The 18,586-nt window shown below is 58.2% G+C and carries 25 protein-coding genes and 1 tRNA gene; 10 read left to right on the top strand and 16 right to left on the bottom strand.

Going from position 1 to position 18,586, the window contains the following annotated elements:
* Nucleotides 1–1,041, top strand: a complete 1,041-nt coding sequence (locus RTQ46_RS00285; protein WP_312433878.1) for an NAD(P)H-dependent glycerol-3-phosphate dehydrogenase — start codon at nucleotides 1–3, stop codon at nucleotides 1,039–1,041.
* Between the two features lie 2 nt (nucleotides 1,042–1,043).
* Here RTQ46_RS00285 and RTQ46_RS00280 read toward each other — a convergent pair whose 3' ends face one another.
* From RTQ46_RS00280 to mscL, 4 genes are read right to left on the bottom strand one after another with little or no spacing between them, the layout of a single operon-like run.
* Nucleotides 1,044–1,388 (bottom strand): hypothetical protein, encoded by a 345-nt coding sequence (locus tag RTQ46_RS00280; RefSeq protein WP_312433877.1) that lies wholly within the window; start codon nucleotides 1,386–1,388, stop codon nucleotides 1,044–1,046.
* Between the two features lie 14 nt (nucleotides 1,389–1,402).
* The gene (locus RTQ46_RS00275; RefSeq protein ID WP_312433876.1) at nucleotides 1,403–2,107 is read right to left on the bottom strand and encodes a DUF2461 domain-containing protein; all 705 of its coding nucleotides are present in this window, start codon (nucleotides 2,105–2,107) and stop codon (nucleotides 1,403–1,405) included.
* A gap of 20 nt (nucleotides 2,108–2,127) precedes the next feature.
* Nucleotides 2,128–3,291: a Do family serine endopeptidase gene (locus RTQ46_RS00270; protein ID WP_312433875.1), complete on the bottom strand. Its 1,164-nt coding sequence runs from the start codon at nucleotides 3,289–3,291 to the stop codon at nucleotides 2,128–2,130.
* Nucleotides 3,292–3,331: 40 nt separating this feature from the next.
* Nucleotides 3,332–3,784: a large conductance mechanosensitive channel protein MscL gene (gene mscL, locus RTQ46_RS00265; RefSeq protein WP_312433874.1), complete on the bottom strand. Its 453-nt coding sequence runs from the start codon at nucleotides 3,782–3,784 to the stop codon at nucleotides 3,332–3,334.
* Nucleotides 3,785–4,195: 411 nt separating this feature from the next.
* Between mscL and petA the strand changes: the two genes are divergently transcribed.
* The 8 genes from petA (at nucleotide 4,196) to RTQ46_RS00225 (ending at nucleotide 10,528) form a co-directional block, all read left to right on the top strand.
* Nucleotides 4,196–4,804, top strand: a complete 609-nt coding sequence (gene petA / locus RTQ46_RS00260; protein ID WP_312433872.1) for a ubiquinol-cytochrome c reductase iron-sulfur subunit — start codon at nucleotides 4,196–4,198, stop codon at nucleotides 4,802–4,804.
* 2 nt (nucleotides 4,805–4,806) lie between these two features.
* Nucleotides 4,807–6,219 carry a cytochrome bc complex cytochrome b subunit gene (locus RTQ46_RS00255; protein WP_312433871.1) on the top strand — a complete coding sequence of 471 codons (1,413 nt, stop codon included), beginning with the start codon at nucleotides 4,807–4,809 and terminating at the stop codon, nucleotides 6,217–6,219.
* A 36-nt stretch (nucleotides 6,220–6,255) separates the two neighbouring features.
* Complete coding sequence (locus tag RTQ46_RS00250) at nucleotides 6,256–7,020, top strand: cytochrome c1 (protein ID WP_312433870.1); 765 nt, start codon at nucleotides 6,256–6,258, stop codon at nucleotides 7,018–7,020.
* Nucleotides 7,021–7,142: 122 nt separating this feature from the next.
* Nucleotides 7,143–7,754 carry a glutathione S-transferase N-terminal domain-containing protein gene (locus RTQ46_RS00245; RefSeq protein WP_010394154.1) on the top strand — a complete coding sequence of 204 codons (612 nt, stop codon included), beginning with the start codon at nucleotides 7,143–7,145 and terminating at the stop codon, nucleotides 7,752–7,754.
* A 207-nt stretch (nucleotides 7,755–7,961) separates the two neighbouring features.
* The gene (locus RTQ46_RS00240) at nucleotides 7,962–8,477 is read left to right on the top strand and encodes a ClpXP protease specificity-enhancing factor (RefSeq protein ID WP_312433864.1); all 516 of its coding nucleotides are present in this window, start codon (nucleotides 7,962–7,964) and stop codon (nucleotides 8,475–8,477) included.
* 26 nt (nucleotides 8,478–8,503) lie between these two features.
* Nucleotides 8,504–8,579: transfer RNA gene (locus RTQ46_RS00235), tRNA-Thr, on the top strand.
* Nucleotides 8,580–8,783: 204 nt separating this feature from the next.
* A complete protein-coding gene (locus RTQ46_RS00230; protein WP_312433863.1) occupies nucleotides 8,784–9,917 on the top strand; it encodes a helix-turn-helix transcriptional regulator in 1,134 nt (377 codons plus the stop codon).
* A 200-nt stretch (nucleotides 9,918–10,117) separates the two neighbouring features.
* Entirely contained in the window at nucleotides 10,118–10,528 is a 411-nt protein-coding gene (locus RTQ46_RS00225) for a hypothetical protein (protein ID WP_312433862.1), read from the top strand.
* An 11-nt stretch (nucleotides 10,529–10,539) separates the two neighbouring features.
* Here RTQ46_RS00225 and RTQ46_RS00220 read toward each other — a convergent pair whose 3' ends face one another.
* Nucleotides 10,540–11,106, bottom strand: a complete 567-nt coding sequence (locus RTQ46_RS00220; RefSeq protein ID WP_312433860.1) for a recombinase family protein — start codon at nucleotides 11,104–11,106, stop codon at nucleotides 10,540–10,542.
* Between the two features lie 189 nt (nucleotides 11,107–11,295).
* Here RTQ46_RS00220 and RTQ46_RS00215 point away from each other — a divergent pair, with 189 nt between their 5' ends.
* Nucleotides 11,296–11,616 carry a hypothetical protein gene (locus RTQ46_RS00215; protein ID WP_312433859.1) on the top strand — a complete coding sequence of 107 codons (321 nt, stop codon included), beginning with the start codon at nucleotides 11,296–11,298 and terminating at the stop codon, nucleotides 11,614–11,616.
* Between the two features lie 157 nt (nucleotides 11,617–11,773).
* On the opposite strand, the gene RTQ46_RS00210 is transcribed toward RTQ46_RS00215, so the two are convergent.
* The 11 genes from RTQ46_RS00210 to RTQ46_RS00160 all read right to left on the bottom strand — a co-directional run bounded on the left by RTQ46_RS00210 (nucleotide 11,774) and on the right by RTQ46_RS00160 (nucleotide 18,577).
* Nucleotides 11,774–12,949, bottom strand: a complete 1,176-nt coding sequence (locus tag RTQ46_RS00210) for an AAA family ATPase (RefSeq protein WP_312433858.1) — start codon at nucleotides 12,947–12,949, stop codon at nucleotides 11,774–11,776.
* Nucleotides 12,946–13,263, bottom strand: coding sequence for a hypothetical protein (locus tag RTQ46_RS00205; protein WP_312433857.1), 318 nt, complete (start codon nucleotides 13,261–13,263; stop codon nucleotides 12,946–12,948). The genes RTQ46_RS00210 and RTQ46_RS00205 overlap by 4 nt, the downstream gene beginning before the upstream one ends.
* Nucleotides 13,260–13,715, bottom strand: a complete 456-nt coding sequence (locus tag RTQ46_RS00200; protein WP_312433856.1) for a hypothetical protein — start codon at nucleotides 13,713–13,715, stop codon at nucleotides 13,260–13,262. Before RTQ46_RS00200 ends, RTQ46_RS00205 begins: the two co-directional genes overlap by 4 nt.
* Complete coding sequence (locus RTQ46_RS00195) at nucleotides 13,712–13,942, bottom strand: hypothetical protein (RefSeq protein ID WP_312433855.1); 231 nt, start codon at nucleotides 13,940–13,942, stop codon at nucleotides 13,712–13,714. The genes RTQ46_RS00200 and RTQ46_RS00195 overlap by 4 nt, the downstream gene beginning before the upstream one ends.
* Nucleotides 13,939–14,223, bottom strand: a complete 285-nt coding sequence (locus tag RTQ46_RS00190; protein ID WP_312433854.1) for a hypothetical protein — start codon at nucleotides 14,221–14,223, stop codon at nucleotides 13,939–13,941. The genes RTQ46_RS00195 and RTQ46_RS00190 overlap by 4 nt, the downstream gene beginning before the upstream one ends.
* Nucleotides 14,220–14,498, bottom strand: coding sequence for a hypothetical protein (locus RTQ46_RS00185; protein ID WP_312433853.1), 279 nt, complete (start codon nucleotides 14,496–14,498; stop codon nucleotides 14,220–14,222). The genes RTQ46_RS00190 and RTQ46_RS00185 overlap by 4 nt, the downstream gene beginning before the upstream one ends.
* A 409-nt stretch (nucleotides 14,499–14,907) precedes the next feature.
* Nucleotides 14,908–15,213, bottom strand: a complete 306-nt coding sequence (locus RTQ46_RS00180) for an STAS-like domain-containing protein (RefSeq protein WP_312433852.1) — start codon at nucleotides 15,211–15,213, stop codon at nucleotides 14,908–14,910.
* Nucleotides 15,191–16,054 carry an ATP-binding protein gene (locus RTQ46_RS00175; protein WP_312433851.1) on the bottom strand — a complete coding sequence of 288 codons (864 nt, stop codon included), beginning with the start codon at nucleotides 16,052–16,054 and terminating at the stop codon, nucleotides 15,191–15,193. The genes RTQ46_RS00180 and RTQ46_RS00175 overlap by 23 nt, the downstream gene beginning before the upstream one ends.
* Nucleotides 16,055–16,854: 800 nt before the next feature.
* A complete protein-coding gene (locus tag RTQ46_RS00170; protein WP_312433850.1) occupies nucleotides 16,855–17,175 on the bottom strand; it encodes a hypothetical protein in 321 nt (106 codons plus the stop codon).
* A 146-nt stretch (nucleotides 17,176–17,321) separates the two neighbouring features.
* Complete coding sequence (locus RTQ46_RS00165) at nucleotides 17,322–17,735, bottom strand: DUF2280 domain-containing protein (protein WP_312433849.1); 414 nt, start codon at nucleotides 17,733–17,735, stop codon at nucleotides 17,322–17,324.
* Between the two features lie 206 nt (nucleotides 17,736–17,941).
* A complete protein-coding gene (locus tag RTQ46_RS00160) occupies nucleotides 17,942–18,577 on the bottom strand; it encodes a DUF6651 domain-containing protein (protein ID WP_312433848.1) in 636 nt (211 codons plus the stop codon).
* Between the last annotated feature and the right edge of the window lie 9 nt (nucleotides 18,578–18,586).

Here is an 18,586-nt window from a genome sequence, read left to right as displayed (position 1 = left end):
ATGCCTGCCATTTCCGAAGTAACTGCGGCCGGCGCACCCGCGCGCCGCCGCATCACCATCCTGGGCGCCGGCGCCTGGGGCACGGCCGTCGCGATGGCGCTGGCTGGCCGCCACGACGTGATGTTGTGGGGCCGCAACGCCGAGGCCATGGCCGCCATGGCCGCCAGCGGCGAAAACAGCTATCTGCCCGGCTTTGCCCTGCCGCCCCAACTGCGTATGTCAGCCGATTTCGATGCCGCCATCGCCCATGCGAGCGGCGAGCAGGCGATGCTGATTGCCGCCTGCCCGGTAGCGGGCCTGCGTCCGTTGCTGCTGCAATTAAAAGACAAGAACATTCCCAACCTGGTGTGGCTGTGCAAGGGCTTTGAAAACGGCACCGGCCAGCTGCCGCACCAGATCTTCGAGGAAATATTAGGCAACACGGTCGCCGGCGGCGCCCTGTCCGGCCCCTCGTTTGCGCAGGAAGTGGCGCGCGGCCTGCCGTGCGCGCTGACGATCGCCTCGCACTGCGCCAAACTGCGCAGCTGCGTGGTGACCGCCTTGCATGGCGGCAGTTTCCGCGTCTATGCCAGCGAAGACCTGGTCGGCGTGGAAGTCGGTGGCGCCGTGAAAAACGTGCTGGCGATCGCCACCGGCGTGGCCGACGGCCTGGGACTGGGGCTGAATGCGCGCGCCGCGCTGATTACGCGCGGCCTGGCGGAAATCACGCGCCTGGGCACGGCACTCGGTGGCCAGACGGAAACCTTCATGGGTTTGACCGGCATGGGCGACCTGATTCTGACCTGCACCGGAGATTTGTCGCGCAACCGCCGTGTCGGGCTGGGCCTGGCGCAGGGCAAGCCATTGGCCACCATCGTGGCCGAACTGGGCCATGTGGCCGAAGGCGTGCCGTGTGCGAAAGCCGTGCGCGAACTGGCGCAGCGCATGCAGGTCGAAATGCCGATCACCAATGCGGTGGCCGGCGTGCTGTTCGATGGCGACCTGCCGCACGAGATGGTGCAGCAACTGCTGGCGCGCGACCCGCGCGATGAAGCGACCTGACCTTATCTGCCGGCCTTGGCCATGAGGATCGTCAGCAAAAGCAGACTGTCCTCGCGCGCTTCCAGTGCATGGGCCTGGCCGCCGTGCAGGTACACCATCTGTCCCGGCCCCAGCAGCTGCACGCTGCCGTGGGCGTCGAGCGCCACCTGCCCTTGCAGGCACAGCAGCGTGATTTCTCCCAGCACATGATGCTCGGGCATGGTCTTGCCCTTGGGCATGCACATGCGGATCAGTTCCAGCTCGTCCGTCTTGGCCAGCGCGATCGCGGAGAACTGCGACAGGTCTTCACCCTCGCTCCCCTGCACCTTGATTACCTGTCCTGACTTTGCGTGTTCCAGTGCCATCATATGCTCCCGGTGGGTTAGTCGGCTGCTTCCTCGGACTCTTCCAGTTCTTCTTTCGCGCTGCGCATCCATTGCACCAGGGGATAGGCATCCTTCAAGCCTTCCGCCACCATCGACAACAGCTGGTCCGGGTCGTTCAGCGGCAGCGGCTGCTCGGTCCAGACAAAAAAGCTTTTCAGCTTGATGAACTCGATATGTTCGGCGTCGGCGTCGAAACCCTTCGGTGGACGCTGCAGCTTGCCCTCGTCCTGGATGGTGCCGAAGCGCGCCTTCAGGCGCTTATTCTTGAGCACTTTGGAAAAACCTGGCGCATCGTTGACCATGTGTTCGCGCAGTGCCTTCAGGCGGCCCGGTGGCGGCATATATTCGCCGGCGCCGAACAGTACATTGCCGTGGCCATCGACCTGCACGTAGTAGGTGGGTCCGCCAGCCTTGCTGGGGCGGCGCATGTCGTTCGGCGCAATCGCCGCCGAAAAGCGCGTTTTATAGGGGCTTTTATCGTGGGCAAAGCGCACGTCGCGGTTGATGCGGAACATGGCTTTCTTGGGATTGCAGAATTTTACGGCCGGGTCGAACTTGCCCAGTTCACCGATCAGGCTGGTGACAAAGGCGAGGAATTCTTCGCGCAGGATGTCGTAGCGCGGCTTGTTCATCACAAACCAAGGACGGTTGTTGTTCTCGCTCAGTTCTTTTAAAAATTGGGTCAAATCACGTACATGCATGTATCGGTTCCGATTCGCGGCTATTTGTTCAGTTCCTTCGGGGTGGGACGCTTGCCCACCACCACGTCCAGCGCCGCCTCGCGGCTCTTGCGCAGCACCGTCATTTTAGCTTTTTCGCCGGGCGGCAGTTGCGCGATCAGGTTCAGCATTTCGGTGGTGTCGCCCACCGTCTTGCCTTGCACCGACAGCAGGATGTCGCCCGGCTTGATGCCGGCCTTGTCGGCCGGCCCGCCGCGCACCACGCCGGCAATGATGGCGCCGCTGGTGCGCTGCAGGCCGAAGCTGTCGGCCAGCTCCTGCGTGATGTCCTGGGTTTCCACGCCAATCCAGCCGCGCACCACGTGGCCGTTCTTGATGATCGCTTCCATCACCGTCTTGGTGGTGGAGACAGGAATGGCAAAGCCGATGCCGACCGAGCCGCCGCTTTGCGAATAGATGGCCGTGTTGATGCCGATCAGGTTGCCGCGCGTATCGACCAGCGCGCCGCCCGAATTGCCGAAGTTGATGGCCGCATCGGTCTGGATAAAGTTTTCAAAGCTGTTGATATGCAGGTTGTTGCGGCCCAGCGCGGAGATAATGCCCATGGTCACGGTCTGGCCCACGCCGAACGGATTGCCGATCGCCAGCACGGCGTCGCCCACGCGTGCCTGCTCGGACTGGCCCAGCACGATCACGGGCAGCTTGTCGAGCTTGACCTTGATCACGGCCAGGTCCGTTTCCGGATCGAGGCCCACCACCTGGGCCGGCGCCTTGCGCCCGTCCGTCAGCACCACTTCGATTTCGTCGGCGCCTTCGACCACATGGTTGTTGGTAAGAATATAGCCTTCATGGCTGACGATTACGCCCGAGCCCAGGCTGTTCTTCATGCCGCCGGCGCCTTCGTCCAGCTCCGGCGTGCGTTCGCCGAAAAAGCGCTTGAAGAACGGGTCGCGCATCAAGGGGTGACTGCCGCGCTTGGGCGCCTGGGTAGTCAGGATGTTGACCACCGCCGGCATGGCGCGCGCCGCCGCGTCGCGGAACGAGCCGGGCGCCAGGCTGCTGGACGCCGTTTCCACCACGGGGATCGGCGTGGCGGGCGAGCCGAGCTGCTGGACCCGGCTGGCCGGGCGCAGCGCGCCGTAGACAAAATACAGCGCCAACGCGATGGTCACGGTTTGCGCAAACAACAACCAAAATCGTCGCATAAAGCTTTATCCAGTGTCAGCCGGCCCGTGCCGGAACGGTTTATTGTGCCAGATCGTTGTTTTTCGGCGCGCCCTTGAGCGAATCGCGGATTTCGCGCAGCAGCACGATGTCTTCCGGCACGGCAGCCGGCTTGGCCGGTTCAGGCGGATGCGCATGGGCGCGGCGCGCCTTGTTCATCAGGCGTACCATCTGGAAGATGATAAAGGCCAGGATGATAAAGTTGAGCAGGATGGTAATGAAGTTACCGTAGGCCAGCACGGCGCCGGCTTTCTTGGCTTCCACCAGCGTCATGGTGGTGGCCTGGCCGTTCAGCGGCAGGTAGTAATTGGCAAAATCGAGGCCGCCGAAAATGCGGCCGATCGGCGGCATGATTACATCCTGCACCAGCGAATCGACAATCTTGCCGAAGGCGCCGCCAATGATGACGCCGACCGCCAGATCGACGACATTGCCCTTCATTGCAAATTCTTTAAACTCTTTCATCATTGCCATGATCTCTCCTTCGGGTGGCTATAAAAACATGACGATCATACTATTGATTCCTGTCGGCCCGAGTTTTTGCATGTGCGATCGCAGCATTGTTGCCTGACGCAACCTTTCTAGTTCGAAAGAACTAGCCACTGCCTGCAAAAGTATATAAATTATGGTACAAGCAACGTTTTGGTTTTATTCGTTGTTTGCTTCACTTATAATTTGCGGTTGCCAATGGCGGCTTTTTCGCGCTGTGGCGATTAACAAGAAAATGGCAAAAGCTGCGCCATTGACCGAAGTTCCGCAGGGATGTCGCCACGTTATCGTCCAAAGAGACGCAGACGGGCAAACGGTGGGAAAGCGCTTCGGCGACGGATTTTTCGCGGCTGCCATTCATAATAAAGATTCGCATTTTGACTGATTGGGGTTTGCATGAGTAACGAAAAGCAGGTCGATTCAGGCCGCCGCGGCTTGCTCGTCGCCACGTGCGCGGCGGGCAGTGTAGTAGGGTTGGCAACCGCGGGAGCCTTGGTAAGCACCTTCCAGCCGTCGGAGCGAGCGAAAGCCGCCGGCGCGCCGGTCGAAGTAGATATCGCCACCTTGCAGCCCGGCGAAATGCGCACCGTCGAATGGCGCGGCAAACCGGTCTGGATCCTCAAGCGCACGCCGGAAATGATCGCGTCGCTGAAGAAGACCGATGGCAAGGTCGCCGATGCCAATTCGCAACGCAATCCCGCCGAGTTTACGCCGTCGTACTGCATGAACGAAGCCCGTTCCATCAAGCCTGAAATCCTCGTCGCCGTCGGCATCTGTACCCACCTCGGCTGCTCTCCTTCCTCGAAATTTACCCCCGGCCCACAACCATCGCTGCCCGATGACTGGGAAGGCGGTTTTTTGTGTCCGTGCCACGGCTCCACCTTCGACATGGCCGGCCGCGTGTTCAAGAACAAGCCGGCACCGGACAACCTGCAAGTGCCGCGTCATATGTACCTGAGCGACACCAAACTGGTCATTGGTAAAGACGATAAAGGCGAGGCTTGATCATGGCTGCTTTCAAAGAAACCAAATTTCCGGCCGATGCCCCGGCCGCCGAAAAAGCGCTGGGCTGGGTCGATGACCGCTTTCCCCTGACCAAGCTGTGGAACGATCAATGGGGCAAGTACTATGCTCCGAAAAACTTCAACTTCTGGTACATCTTCGGCTCGCTGGCCATGCTGGTGCTGGTGCTGCAGATCGTCACCGGCATCTTCCTGACCATGCACTACAAGCCCGATGCGGCGCTGGCCTTCAATTCGGTCGAGTACATCATGCGCGAAGTGCCATGGGGCTGGCTGGTGCGCTACATGCACTCGACCGGCGCCTCCGCCTTCTTCATCATCGTCTACCTGCACATGACGCGCGGCCTGCTGTACGGCTCGTACCGCAAGCCACGCGAGCTGATCTGGCTGTTCGGTTTCGCCATCTTCCTGTGCCTGATGGCCGAAGCGTTCTTCGGCTACCTGCTGCCATGGGGCCAGATGTCGTACTGGGGCGCCCAGGTGATCGTCAACCTGTTCGGCGCGATCCCGTTCATCGGTCCTGACCTGTCGCTGTGGATCCGCGGCGACTATGTGGTGTCCGACGCCACCCTGAACCGTTTCTTCGCCTTCCACGTGATCGCCATCCCGCTGGTACTGCTGGGCCTGGTTGCAGCCCACCTGATCGCCCTGCACGAAGTCGGTTCGAGCAATCCGGACGGCATCGAAGTGAAGGAAACCCTGGGCGCCGACGGCCATCCGCTCGATTCGATCCCGTCGCATCCGTACTACACCGTGCACGACCTGTTCGGCGTGTCGATCTTCCTGGTCATCTTCAGCGCGGTGGTGTTCTTTGCGCCGGAAATGGGCGGCTACTTCCTGGAATACAACAACTTCCTGCCGGGCGACTCGCTGAAGACTCCGCTGCACATCGCGCCAACCTGGTATTTCACGCCGTTCTACTCGGTGCTGCGCGCCACCACGGCCGACTTCATGTATGTGCTGATGGGCGCGGTGGCCGCCTACGTGGTGTTTATCTGGCTCAAGTCGCGCCTGTCGATCAAGGTCAAGACGGCGATTGCCGTGATTGCCCTGCTGGCCATCGTCGGCATGCTGCCACAGGTGCTGGATGCGAAATTCTGGGGCGTGGTGTTCTTCGGCGGCTCGGTGGTGATCCTGGCGTTCCTGCCATGGCTCGACCATTCGCCGGTGAAGTCGATCCGCTACCGTCCAAGCTGGCACAAGATCGTGTATGCCATCTTCGGCCTGTCGTTCCTGATCCTCGGCTACCTCGGCACCCAGGCGCCAACGGACGCCAAGACCATCGTGTCGCAGGTGTGCACCCTGATTTATTTCAGCTTCTTCCTGCTGATGCCATGGTGGAGTGCCATGGGCAAGTTCAAGACCGTGCCGTCGCGTGTGACGTTTCACCCGCACTAAGCCGATCCCACGCCACGCTCAAAGGACATACATCAAATGAAGATTGCAAAACAACTGCTCGCCATCCTGGCGTTCGTGCCGGCCATGGCCTTCGCCAACGAAGGCGGCTTCCCGCTGGACAAGGCACCTGACCGCCAGACCAACATGGCGGCGCTGCAACATGGCGCCAAACTGTTCGTCAACTATTGCCTCAATTGCCACGCTGCCGCCTCAATGCGCTACAACCGCCTGAAAGACCTGGGCCTGACGGAAGACCAGATCAAGCAGAATCTGCTGTTCTCCGGTGATAAAGTGGGCGACCTGATGACCACGGCGCTGGCGCCGAAGGACGCGAAGGCGTTTTTCGGCGTGGTACCGCCCGATTTGTCGGTAATTTCGCGCGCGAAATCATCTTCCGCTGGCACAGGCGGCGACTACCTGTATACTTACCTGCGTACGTTCTATAAAGACGACACGCGGCCGACCGGCTGGAACAACATGGTCGTGCCGAATGTTGCCATGCCGCATGTGTTGTGGGAGTTGCAAGGTATCCAGTCTGCCAAGTTTGTGGAAGAGAATGATCCGCACGAAGCGGGCAAGAAAATCCACAAGTTTGTCGGCTTCGAGCAAGTCAAGCCAGGCACGTTGAACAAGATCGAGTATGACACTGCGGTGGCCGACCTGGTCGGCTACATGGAGTGGATGGCCGAACCGGCACAACAGACACGCAAGCGCCTGGGCGTCTGGGTGCTGCTGTTCCTGTCGGCTTTTGCTCTGCTGGCATGGCGCCTGAATGCGTCGTTCTGGAAGGAAGTCAAATAAGTGAGGCGCCGGCTTAACGCCGGTTAATGCCTGTTTCTAGCGTTGTCCGCACGAGTGGACAAGCGACCTTGGGGTGAGCCGTTCGCGGCTTCACCCCCTTTGTTTCTAAGGAACTATAAAAAATGATGGTTCTCTATTCGGGTACAACCTGCCCATTTTCGCAACGCTGCCGCCTGGTCCTGTTTGAAAAAGGCATGGACTTCGAAGTGCGCGACGTCGACCTGTTCAACAAGCCGGAAGACATTTCGACCATGAACCCGTACGGCCAGGTGCCGATCCTGGTCGAGCGCGAACTGATTCTGTATGAATCGAACATCATCAACGAGTACATCGATGAGCGCTTCCCGCATCCGCAGCTGATGCCGGCCGATCCGCTGATGCGTGCCCGCGCGCGCCTGATGCTGTTCAATTTCGAGAAAGAACTATTCGTGCACGTGCACGTGCTGGAAAGCGAACGCGCCAAGAGCAACGACAAGGCCCACGACAAGGCGCGCGCGGAAATCCGCGACCGCCTGACGACGCTGGCGCCGCTGTTCCTGAAAAACAAGTACATGCTGGGCGACGAATTCTCGATGCTCGACGTGGCTGTCGCGCCGCTGCTGTGGCGCCTGGACCACTACGGCATCGAACTGTCGAAAACGGCCGCGCCGCTGATGAAATACGCCGAACGCATCTTCTCGCGTCCTGCCTATATCGAAGCGCTGACGCCGTCAGAGAAAGTAATGCGCCGCTAAGATATCCCCATAAAGCTAGTGCGCAGCCGCTCTCGACTTGGCGTTACTCGCCGTACGAAAGTACGGCTGCGTTACTCAAGCCGATATCGGGCTTGCTCGCTACGCTTTCTGGGGCATCTTGGATTATTTTCAGTTGCTCTGTTTCATTGAATTACCGGTGCGCCGCCTTGTCCCCGACAGGCGCGCTCCCGCCTCACAGTGCCTATCATGTCTGAAATCTCAACCAAACCTTATATGCTGCGCGCCATCTACGAGTGGTGCACCGACAGCGGCTACACGCCCTACCTCGCGGTCAAAGTCGATTCGCGCACCACGGTACCGATGGAATACGTGAAAAAAGGCGAAATCGTCCTGAACATCAGTTTCGGCGCCACCAGCGGCCTGAAGATGGACAACGACGCCGTGCGCTTCCACGCCCGCTTCGGCGGCGTCTCGCGCGAAATCTACGTCCCGGTCGACAACGTGATGGCCATCTACGCCAACGAAAACGGCCAGGGCATGGCGTTCGAACCCGTGCTCGGCAACGACGACCCGCACGGCCAGCCCACCGACAGCCCCGCATCGACCGACGCGCCACCACCGCCCGCCCCGGCAGCGACCGGCCCGACCCTGTCATCGGTGCCGACTGGCAACACCGGACCGACCGAACCCCGCGACACGCCGCCCGGCGACGACGAGCCACCAAAAAAAGGCGGCCGCCCGACCCTGACGCGCATTAAATAGCGTATAATTCGCAACGCGCAGTTTTTGCCGACTTAGCTCATTTGGTAGAGCAGTTGATTTGTAATCATCAGGTGGCCAGTTCGAAACCGGCAGTCGGCACCAGAATTCAGTAGGAAAATCAAAGGGTTACAGAACTATTTCTGTAACCCTTTTTTGCTCACGGCTTCATTACAGATTCTGTGTAGGCACCGTGTAGGCAAATTCGCCTTATTTAACTTATGTTGCTCAATGGCAACCATCCTTGGCAGAATTACTTAAATTGTTGATTTAACTTGACAATTTACTATTCGACCTCATACTGACACAATGGATTCTCGTTTAAATACCCCTCAGATTGCGCGTGCGGTGCAAGCTCTAAATCTGAGCTACGACGACTTAGCGCGTCGGCTGGAGGTCGTACCTGCCGCCGTAACGCAATGGCTGTCTGGAGAGGCCTTCCCTGCAGCAAATCGCCTGTTAAAGCTTTCTTTCATTTTGAACATGTCTTTCGACGACATGGTCGTGAATTCGTCGCCAAAGCTCCCGGAGCCTGTAGTTGCGTATCGTAGAAAAGCGCAAAAAATAACGACAGAAGTTGAGATAGAACTCGCTCGAACTAAAGGTCGACTGCTTCGTCCCCTCGCGAACTATTTGGACAATCGTCATGTTAAGGCGGCGACTTTCCGCGAACCGTCTCAGGATTACAACTACATCCAACAGGTAGTGAGCGACCTGCGCAAATCCCTTGGTATGTCCGATGAATCAATTATTAGTTATGGCAATCTCATTGCTAAATTCAATGAGCTCGGCGCGGTACTTGTTCCCGTCATGTGGGGGGAAAGAGAGAAACACGGCAACGCACTGCATATTTTTCTGCCGGAATCCAACGCCACGTGGGTATATCTAAATCTAGACGCGAACGTATGCGACTTTAATTTCTGGATGGCACATGAGCTTGCGCATGTTTTCACACCTGATTTGGCAGGCTCGAACGACGGTGAAGATTTCGCCGATGCTTTCGCTGGGGCGCTACTTTACCCTCGCGCATGCGCAGCAAAGTTATATCAACAATTAATCGGAAAACACGATGGTGTGGCGGTCAATCTGATAAAAGCAGCTGCGCAAGAACGTGTTATTTCCCTGTACACTGTGTACTTGGCGATTAACAACTATGCCAAGCATAACGGGCTGCCAGTTTTCAAGTTCAGCATTTTTGGCGCGATGAAGAATTTTGAAAAGCAATTCCCTACTGTGACCCATTTGTTATTCCCAAAGGGCGCGCCGGATGCAGCGACTTATATTGCTACTACAAAGGAAGCTTTTGTCACTCCGTTTTTTGATATCTTGGTGTCATACCTTCGAGACTCTGCGCAAGGTCCGGGATGGCTTGCCGAGGTGCTTGAAACGTCTATCCTCGACGCCAAAGAAATGTACTTGGCACTTGGCGGCAACGCCTCCTAATAACTGCTGAGTTTAAGTTGCTATATTTACTTGACACGTGTTCATATCTTCGGCTTGCCTACAGCATCAATCCACTGCTTGGAACCAATTTTTATCCTGCGCCCGAAAAGGCCGTAGTTACTCCAGAGGTGCATTTAGAGTGGACTAGGGCACCTCGCCTGCAGACTAAATTCCACTGGGCTGGTCAGGCTCCGTACGCATTGAATCGTCGACAAAATCTGATCCCGATGGATGCAGCAAAGTCTTCCCAAATAAAGATGATGCGCTCCAACATCAAAGCGCATTCGATTAGTAGCGTAACTGCTATTAAGGCAAATAGATACACGCTGCCATCAACCAACGACTGCGAGGTGCTAGCTCATGCTTATGTATTTACCAACTCAGGCGTTCCAACTACCGCAGTGAGTGACGACGGCGGAATGGGGTGGGTTGCAGGAGACCTGCAAATCCCATTCATAACTACATTGGACCTCGTGCATCGAATGGTGATAGCGCAAAAGCAGACGCTGGCGAACGTTAAAGCTTTGGCTGGGTATCTGGACTATGAAAAGGACTTGCCGCCAAATTGGCGAAAAAACGGTTTGACAATATTTGGCATTCAACTGCCATAAGTTCGCATTGCTTAGGTGAGCTTAACCACACCCAAGATGTTTGCTCGTGATACCGTATACGCCCGCGCCAAGGCACTGACGCTCTCACCAGCGGCATATCTTGCGATTATGTCTGCGCGCTGCTCGGTGTTGGTCTTCGCTGGGCGCCCCAGCGTCTTGCCTTCACTTTTGGCACGGGCGAGGCCCGCTTGTGTACGCTCCACCAGCAAATCGCGCTCCATCTCGGCCACAGCTGCCAACATGGTCATCATCATCTTGCCTGCTGGCGAAGTCAGGTCTAGCTTGCCCAGTTGCAGCACGATTACAGCAATTTTCCGGGCGGCCAGCAGCTTGACGGTGGCGCCGACGTCCTGCGCATCACGGCCCAGGCGGTCCAGCTTAGACACTACCAGAGTTTCGCCATTGCGAATCTGGGCCAGCAGCGCGGCGAACTCCGGGCGCTCGCTGGCGCTGGTCTTGCCACTGATGGTATCCGCATACCAGTAATCGACCTGGTGGCCGGCCGCTTCAATTTCCATCTTCTGGTTGTCTGCGGTTTGCTCTTTGGTGCTGACGCGGCCGTATGCGAAGGTTGCCATGGTGTTACTCCGGTTAAGACTGTTAGAAAACACTGTTAGAATATATCTACCTGTTAGAAATAGCAAGCCCTATATTTCCAACATGGATTTATGTTGATGTTTGTAGATGTTAGAAATCGTTCGTTTTCTAACAGTATGTTTTTCCCCACTCTGCGATAGAATTTCACATATAACAACTAAAGGTAATGTATGAAACTTTCTCGCAATTCTTTCAGTTCTGGCCTCGCCGTGCTCTGTCTTCTGACCTTGCCCGGCTGCGCAACAGTGAAGGAGAGTTATGGACCAGATGGAAGAAAAGCGTATGCATTGAACTGCAGCGGCACTGCACGGGGATGGGATAAATGCCTGGCCGCAGCAGGTGATATTTGTGGCAGCGCTGGTTACGATGTACTCGATAAGTCAAGTGAAGCCGTGTCGATAGCGAGCGCTGCAGCAAGCAACGGCTCGTTTGGCGCATCAGCTGTAAAAACTTCAGAACGCACTATGCTGGTTGCATGTAAGGCGAGATAAGACATTTTCAAATGGCCGTCAGCGACTCCGACCTGCCGCCAATGTCTACTGGTCGCCAGGTCAACTGCAGCGGCATCAAGCCGGTCCGAAGGGAGCGCGAAGGGAGCGAAGGGAGCACTATTTTTTCTGCGCTCCCTTTGCTCCCTTCGCGCTCCCTTCACGCTGTAGTTTCCGGAAGGCACCATACCCAGGCGCCGCCCATACTGAGTTTCTTGGCCTCAACGCCGAGTGATTTCTTGAGTCGCTTGGCCGCGTCCCATGAGTGTCCAGCGTCGCGCACCTCAGCCTGTAGCGCCTTCGTGGCCATCTTGCCGCCCGCCTCACGGAGGGTATCAACCAGCATGCGCTCTAAGTCTTGGCGCGCGTCGCCATCCTCGCCACTGTCGTCGTGCTCAACGTCGCCCAAGATTTCCCGCGCCGTGCCTTCGATGGCGCCGGCCCAGACCGCATGCGTCGCCTCGATGCCGCCGTCGATGGTGGTCAGCTCCAGCGAGTAGGCTACGCCACCATCATCCGGGGCAATGTTCGATTTCGCCCTGGCCATTACACGCCGGTTGCTGCCCTCTTCCTTCGCAGTCACCAGCACCATGCGGGCCAGCGCGCCGAAGGCCTGGGAGCCGATAACGCGGTCCTGTGGCGCTTTCCCTGCGCCGCCCTTGGCAAAGTGCGTGATACCGATGACGGCGCAGCCGTGGGCGTCAGCGAAGTCCACCACCGCCTGCAGGCTACGGCGCACATCGTTGGCACGGTGCATGTCGCCGGCGACGGCGGACACAATCGGGTCTATCAGCAGCAGGCTCACGCCGCCAATAGCATCGACCGCGCGGCGCAGGTCCGGTATGTCCTGCGACGGGTCGAAAGGCACGCTTTCGCCATCCTGGGCGATACCCTCAATGAAGTGGCAGCGCGCCAGGTCGGCGCCGGAGGCAATCAGCCGCGGTACGAGCGTATCATCGGCCACGTCCTCGCTTGACCATATCAGTACATTGCCACCGCCCTTACACTCGCTACCATCTGGCCACCGGCCGCCCGTCGTGATGACGCCGGCCAGCGCCAGCGCAAGGGTAGTCTTGCCGGTACCGGCGGCGCCGGCAAGGATGGTCAACTTTCCCGCCGGCACCCAGCCAGGCCACAGCCAGGTGATGGGCAGCGGCTTGATGTCGGCACCACAGCGGATTTTCACCACACGTTCACCCCTCTGCATGCTCCGGTCGAACTGGCGCGCCGTTTCTCCCTGGCGGTCCAGCTCGATGCGGGCGGCCCGCGCAGCATCATCCTCCCTGCCCAGCGTAAAGCCGGCCATCTGGCCATCTGTGTGTTTGTCCGTCATCATGATTCCGCCAGTTTGAGAAAGGCCGTGCGTTTGTGGTCGCCGTCGACCAACAACAGCCGGCGCGGCCTGGCCTGATACAGCCGGTCGGACAGTGTGCGCAGCGCGCCGTACCTGGTCAGCTTTCCGGGGAATATCAGCACCACGTCCAGGCCGGCAACCGCGCGGCACTCCAGCGCGGTGGGCAGGTTGGCCGGGTCGATTTCGATGGCGTTGCGTTTGGGCGGCAACATGCCGACGCCCAGCCACAGGACACCGTCCACCGGCGCCAGTCCATACTCGGCACGTATGCGTGCCAGTTCCGCCAAGGTACTCATATGCGACCGCCGGGCATGTCGAAGTGGTAGGGTAGCACCAGCAGAATGCGAGTGCGGCCAGGTTCGGCGAAGTGGTCAATGTAGCGCAGCGCCTGCTCAAGCTTCATGCTGACCAGGCCAGCAGGTGCGCGCGCTTGAATCGTCACCTTGCTGGCATCCTCAAGGCCAAGGGTTCCACCGCCATATACCAGCGCCGGCGGCGGCCCGACTTCCGGAGGCTCGGGGAGTTGGTACCGGCTGACTGCTTGCCGCTCGCTCTGGTGGCGAATGCGCACGGAGCGAATTGATAGCTCACGGTAGGCGGGGCAATCCTGTTTGGCTTGCTCTTCGCAGACGAATGCATGCGCTGCATCACATGTGAGGTCCAGCGCCAGCACTTCGCCGGTTTCGGTCAGGACATCGTACAGGGGCTCGTCGGCCCCACTATCGCGCGGCGCGCGCGGGGCGTTCATTTCGGCCCCCGTTGGTTGTCGGTGCTGACCAACTGGATAGCGGGCGGCGCAGTGGTAGGCTTTTCCAGCGGGAACATCTTTGCCACGGTATTGGCGAAGTCAACGATGTCGGCGCGCCAGTACGGTGCCGTGGCGCGGTAGCGCTGCAGCAGCGTGCTTTCGTCGGCGGTCAGTGAGAGCGGCACCAGCGCAAGGGCAGCGGCCTCTTCCTTCGATGGCGTTTTCATGCTTCACCGCCTTCCGCTACCAGGGCGGCTATCTGGTCGGCGGCGTCGCGCATCAGCACGCCATTGCGCAGGGCACAGGTAATGAAGCACTCCACCGCGTCGACCGCGCTGCGCGTGGCCTCGTCCCTGGGTTTAATGCCGTCCAACTTGTCGACGGCTTCCAGCAGCAAGATTTCCAGCCGGGCCGCGTGCGCGCTGATATCGGAGGCATGCTGGCGGACGGCGGCGCCATCCAGCACTTGGCCGCTGGCGCTGGTCGGCATACTGCCGGCGGCGCTCATGCGGCACCGCCAATCTTTGCTGCGGCAGTGCGCCAGATGGTCTTGCCTTCTTCGATGCCGGCAAAGAAAGCATCAGCTGCGGCCGTGCCTACCTGGTAGGGCATGTCGAAGTCCTTGCGCTCGATGCGGTGCTCAAGCGCCATGCGGGCGCCGGCCTTGTATTCCTGACTGCGCGGCGTGCGGCCGTTGTAGAACGCGGTTTGATAGAGCTGGTCGACGGACAAGGCCGAAGCTAATACTGCGGATTGTGTGGGCGTAGGGGTGCTATTGACCATGATGGCCTCCTGTGTGGTGGTGAACCGCACAACCCGCTGCTAAACGGGGTGAGCGGCAAATGGCAGGGTTAGCAGACCGGTACACAGGGAAACCGGCAGGCCGAAGCCTCCCCACCACCGCCGCTCATAGAGACGTGATGGTACGGACGAAAAAAAGCCGCCAGTGGCGGTGTCCGCCTTGTGTAGTTCCGAGCTGCTAAACCCGTTCCCCTCTTTATCGGGGACGTTTTTAGGATAGACCGGCGTTAGGCAGGCGTCAAGATTTTTCGTGGCGGAAGTCTATCAGTGAAAGCGATATGTTAGCAATGAAAATAGCAATATTAATTTTTATATCACTACCTTGCTTGAACATCTAGATGTAAAAAACGCCTCATCAAGGGAGGCGTTTTTAAAGGCTAAATCTGGTTGTTCAATGGGTCACGGCGCTACACCGAGTAAGAATTACATGCTTCACCAATGGCCGGCTTGACTCTTGCAGATTCACCAGCTTAACCCGATTTTTGAAGTCACTAAGTCCAACATGGGCAGCAAGCTGCCCGATGCATTCGTCTGCGAAGGAAGGAGTAAGGCTCTTGTTATGGAAGTCGATTTCAATAGACTCATACTCATCTAATAGGCCTAAAAGTATCGAACGCGCCTCGGCACCGACCGGGCGTGTCGTCAGCTCGCTGGCGACTTCGTCGATGTCGATTCTAAATGAAGAAATCATCATCATCTAACCCCTCTGGAAGCGGAAAACTTTCATAAACTACTTTGATATCCATTTGCTGGTCTAAGTCCCACTCGATTACAAGTAAAGTACCATCCCATTTCGAATCGGTGGAAAATTTCTGCGCTGCGTTTGATGACAAATAAAACGCTTCATGGCCCGAGCGCACATACAGAACGCCATTGTTTCGTTCTAGCAGCCCTCTTGCAACCGCCAGACCGTAGCCCGAATGTCCTTTACCAGGCTTCCCTGTCACACCATACTCCGTTGCAATCTCACAACTGTTCTCAACGTTCAGTCTATCAAACAATAGATGGTTCTGCTGCAAGGAGGCTCGAATTCCAATACCTGAGTCCGCGAGCGCAATTTGAGCCTTTCGTCCGCCAGCCCAAACCTGCGCGCAAATAACCCCATACACCCCATCTGTAACCGCCGAGTGCGCGTAGCAATTTCCTATGAGTTCTCGCAGCATCGTTTGGATAGCATCAATAGTCCGTTCGTTAGAACACACAGAACGAAATAAGTTGGCTAGAGCGGTGGCAGCACCATCGATTGACGCCTCATCTTTGAGCAATTCAACAGGGTGATAGCGCCCTGCCGCCCGCCTTTCTTTAGGCGGAAAAGGCGAGACGATATCGAGCGCCCCCCATAAATTCATAGTGTCCGCGTATCCTTCTATCTTCTCTGGCAGCGCCAACTGTGTAGCGTTTCGCTGCCGTAAGCTATGAGCTAACGTTGCGAGATGGAACGGCTTCATAAATCGCGGTGAGTCACATCGTTGAGTCTGTTGCAATGTTTCAAGCTGGGAGAGCCAGTGTTCAACATCAGCGGAGCTAGTTCTGTTCATTGTTGACGTCTGCATCTTATTAATAGAACGAAAACATCCTACAGAGTATCTGCTTAGCAATTCTATTCAATTCTCACAATCCGGTGGGATACAGGTGAGGCGTCAAGTTGCATTATGTGTGTTCGGATGGGACCTCCGAGCGGTGCGCACGACCTTAATGGTCAGGCTTGCCCCCCCGCAAGAATGGCGTTTGAAACGCGCGCCTTGAGCTGCGCACCAATCATCGCGTTCTGGCTTCGTATCGGACACTACTGGCATGGTATTGGCAATGAAGCGTTCCCACCGTTGTGGCCAAGATGTCCATCAGATGGACGGCCCTGGTGGGTAGCGATGTGCGGACTTCGATGGGGCTGCGAAGGGTCTTACAAGGGGCTTCGATGGGTTCCACAAGGCTTCCAGAACGGTATCGAAAGGGTTGCCAAAGGGTTTCCTGCAACGGCCTGAAACGCGTTGCAGGCGTTACAGGTGCCGTTGCAGCTCGCATACCGGGATTTCGCCGGATTGCACTGGCCCGAATTTTTAGGCCAGTGCTGGCGCTGGTGGGCAATCTACTGAAATCTCAGGATATGGATGCGGGGCAGAATCCGATTATCTGACTTCGAGGCTATGCAGGGCTAACGATATCAGGGAGTTTGACGCGTGCAGCACACGTGCCTGACGCGTGACGCCAACGGTGGACTTAATACGGGAAAATCCCGTATTAGAAACGAAGAGCAGGAGTGGGGCCGACGATAGGCGCCGCGTCTTGCCAACGGCGTAGTGCCAACACGCACGGCAGTAGAACAAAGGCGAGCAACCAGTCAGAAATCGGAGGTGATGCTGATAAGCGCATGCTCCTGGCATCCTGGGAGGTCATTACGAAAATTGATGGTCACCTGCCGGTTCTCATTGCTCGCGACAAGCACCTTTTGTGCGCAAACATTATGAATTTCGAATGGCCCGGAATAGCCGGCGGGTATCGGGATTGGGCCATCGTCGATGCAGAATACTTCGAGATTCTGGTCAAGCTTGCTGAGCTGGGCAATAAGGTCTTTAACTTTCACGCGTCCTCCAGGGGTGCCTGAGCGGGGCCGGGTGGCCGCTGCTGCATCGATATTATCACCTTGCTCCGGGCCGGCCATCCAGACCACCTATGCGCAACAAAATGCGTACTTATTTGCTCGTGCCATGTTCTTGAAACATGAGGATTTCGATAGAATTATTGTGCCGTTTCCCCTATGAGGGGCGACATTCGCCGCTCACGCGGGAATCGCGCTGATGGTGCGCACTATCCGCGCACGCCGAGCGTACTGTCTTTGCCGGTCCGGTGGGCGTCGCTCAGGCGCATGTCGCCAACCTCCCTGGCCGCCTGCTCAATGATGCGAGCGGCCAGCAGCAGATTACCCATGCTTTCGGCCTGGGCAGCTACCCGTTCCAATACGCGCAGGCGGTACGCCTGGCAGGCAATGGGGATATCGTCCAGCTGGGCCAGCAGCCGCGCCCTGGTGTCATAGAACATGGCCCGCCACTTGGGGCTCAGCTTAGCGCCGGCCCGGCGCTCCGGGTGGTATGCCTCGATGCGCTGGCGCGACAAGGCCAGGCCAAAGCGTTGCTTGACGGTGGTGGCCACTTGGGCGGGCGTGTCGAAGCATGCCAGCTCTATGACAATGTGCAGGATTACGGCGGTTGGAAGGGCTGTCATCGTTCTAAATCCGTCAAGGCAGGTCAAGCAAGGCGGCGCCTGTGTGCTGTATGCCAGTGCAAACCATGCGCATCCGTTTGTGGTCGTTATTCATATCGTCAGCGTCGGCGGCAAGGGCCAGAATCGGGCCGTGGTGGCACGAACGGCCCTCGCCTGATGTGCTGGCATAGCCAAGCAGCGCCAGCCGCTCAGTAGGCCGGATTTCGTCAGCCTTCGATGGTTCCGCCCGATTTGCAGTACGCAGCGCGGTCAATGTGAGGCATCTGCTCGAACTGCGCGCGTTTCACCACCTTGGCACCGTGCGCGGGGGTAGCTGGCGCTGGCTTGCTGGCGCCGTCTGCGACGGTGCCGCCGGCTTTGATGTGGCTCATGCGCTCTTGCGGGTTCATGGCGTCGAACTGCTGGCGGCTGACCGCGCCGCTGGTACCGGGCTGGCCAACTTGAACCGCACTGCCGGCAGCGCCAGGACCAGGCCCGGCCGGCGCGCCGCCTTCCCGCTGAATCATCGCCTTGTTTGGGTAGCCATCCACCAGCTTGCCGAACGCCTCATCGAAGTTCGCCACCTCGCCGTGGCGCGTAGGCGAGTACAGCGGCATGCCGTGCTGGTCGACCGCCACCAGCTTGCCGCCCTCGATGCGGAATGCATCCGAGAATGCGGCGGCAGCAAGGTCGTGCGGGATTTTTAGCCCGGCCATTGTCGGCGAGGTCTCGAAGTGCTTGCCCAGCGCCAGCTTCCATGCAGCAGGGGCGTCGAATGCTTCTTCGCGGCCGTTGGCGTGCACGTACACGGGTTTGCCATCCCTGACGACGGCCGAGCCGTCCTTGTTCAATTTCAGTTTCATGATGTTGCC

This window comes from Janthinobacterium sp., assembly GCF_031995485.1.
Lineage (GTDB): Bacteria > Pseudomonadota > Gammaproteobacteria > Burkholderiales > Burkholderiaceae_D > Janthinobacterium.
This window is presented reverse-complemented; position numbering and strand designations above follow the sequence as displayed.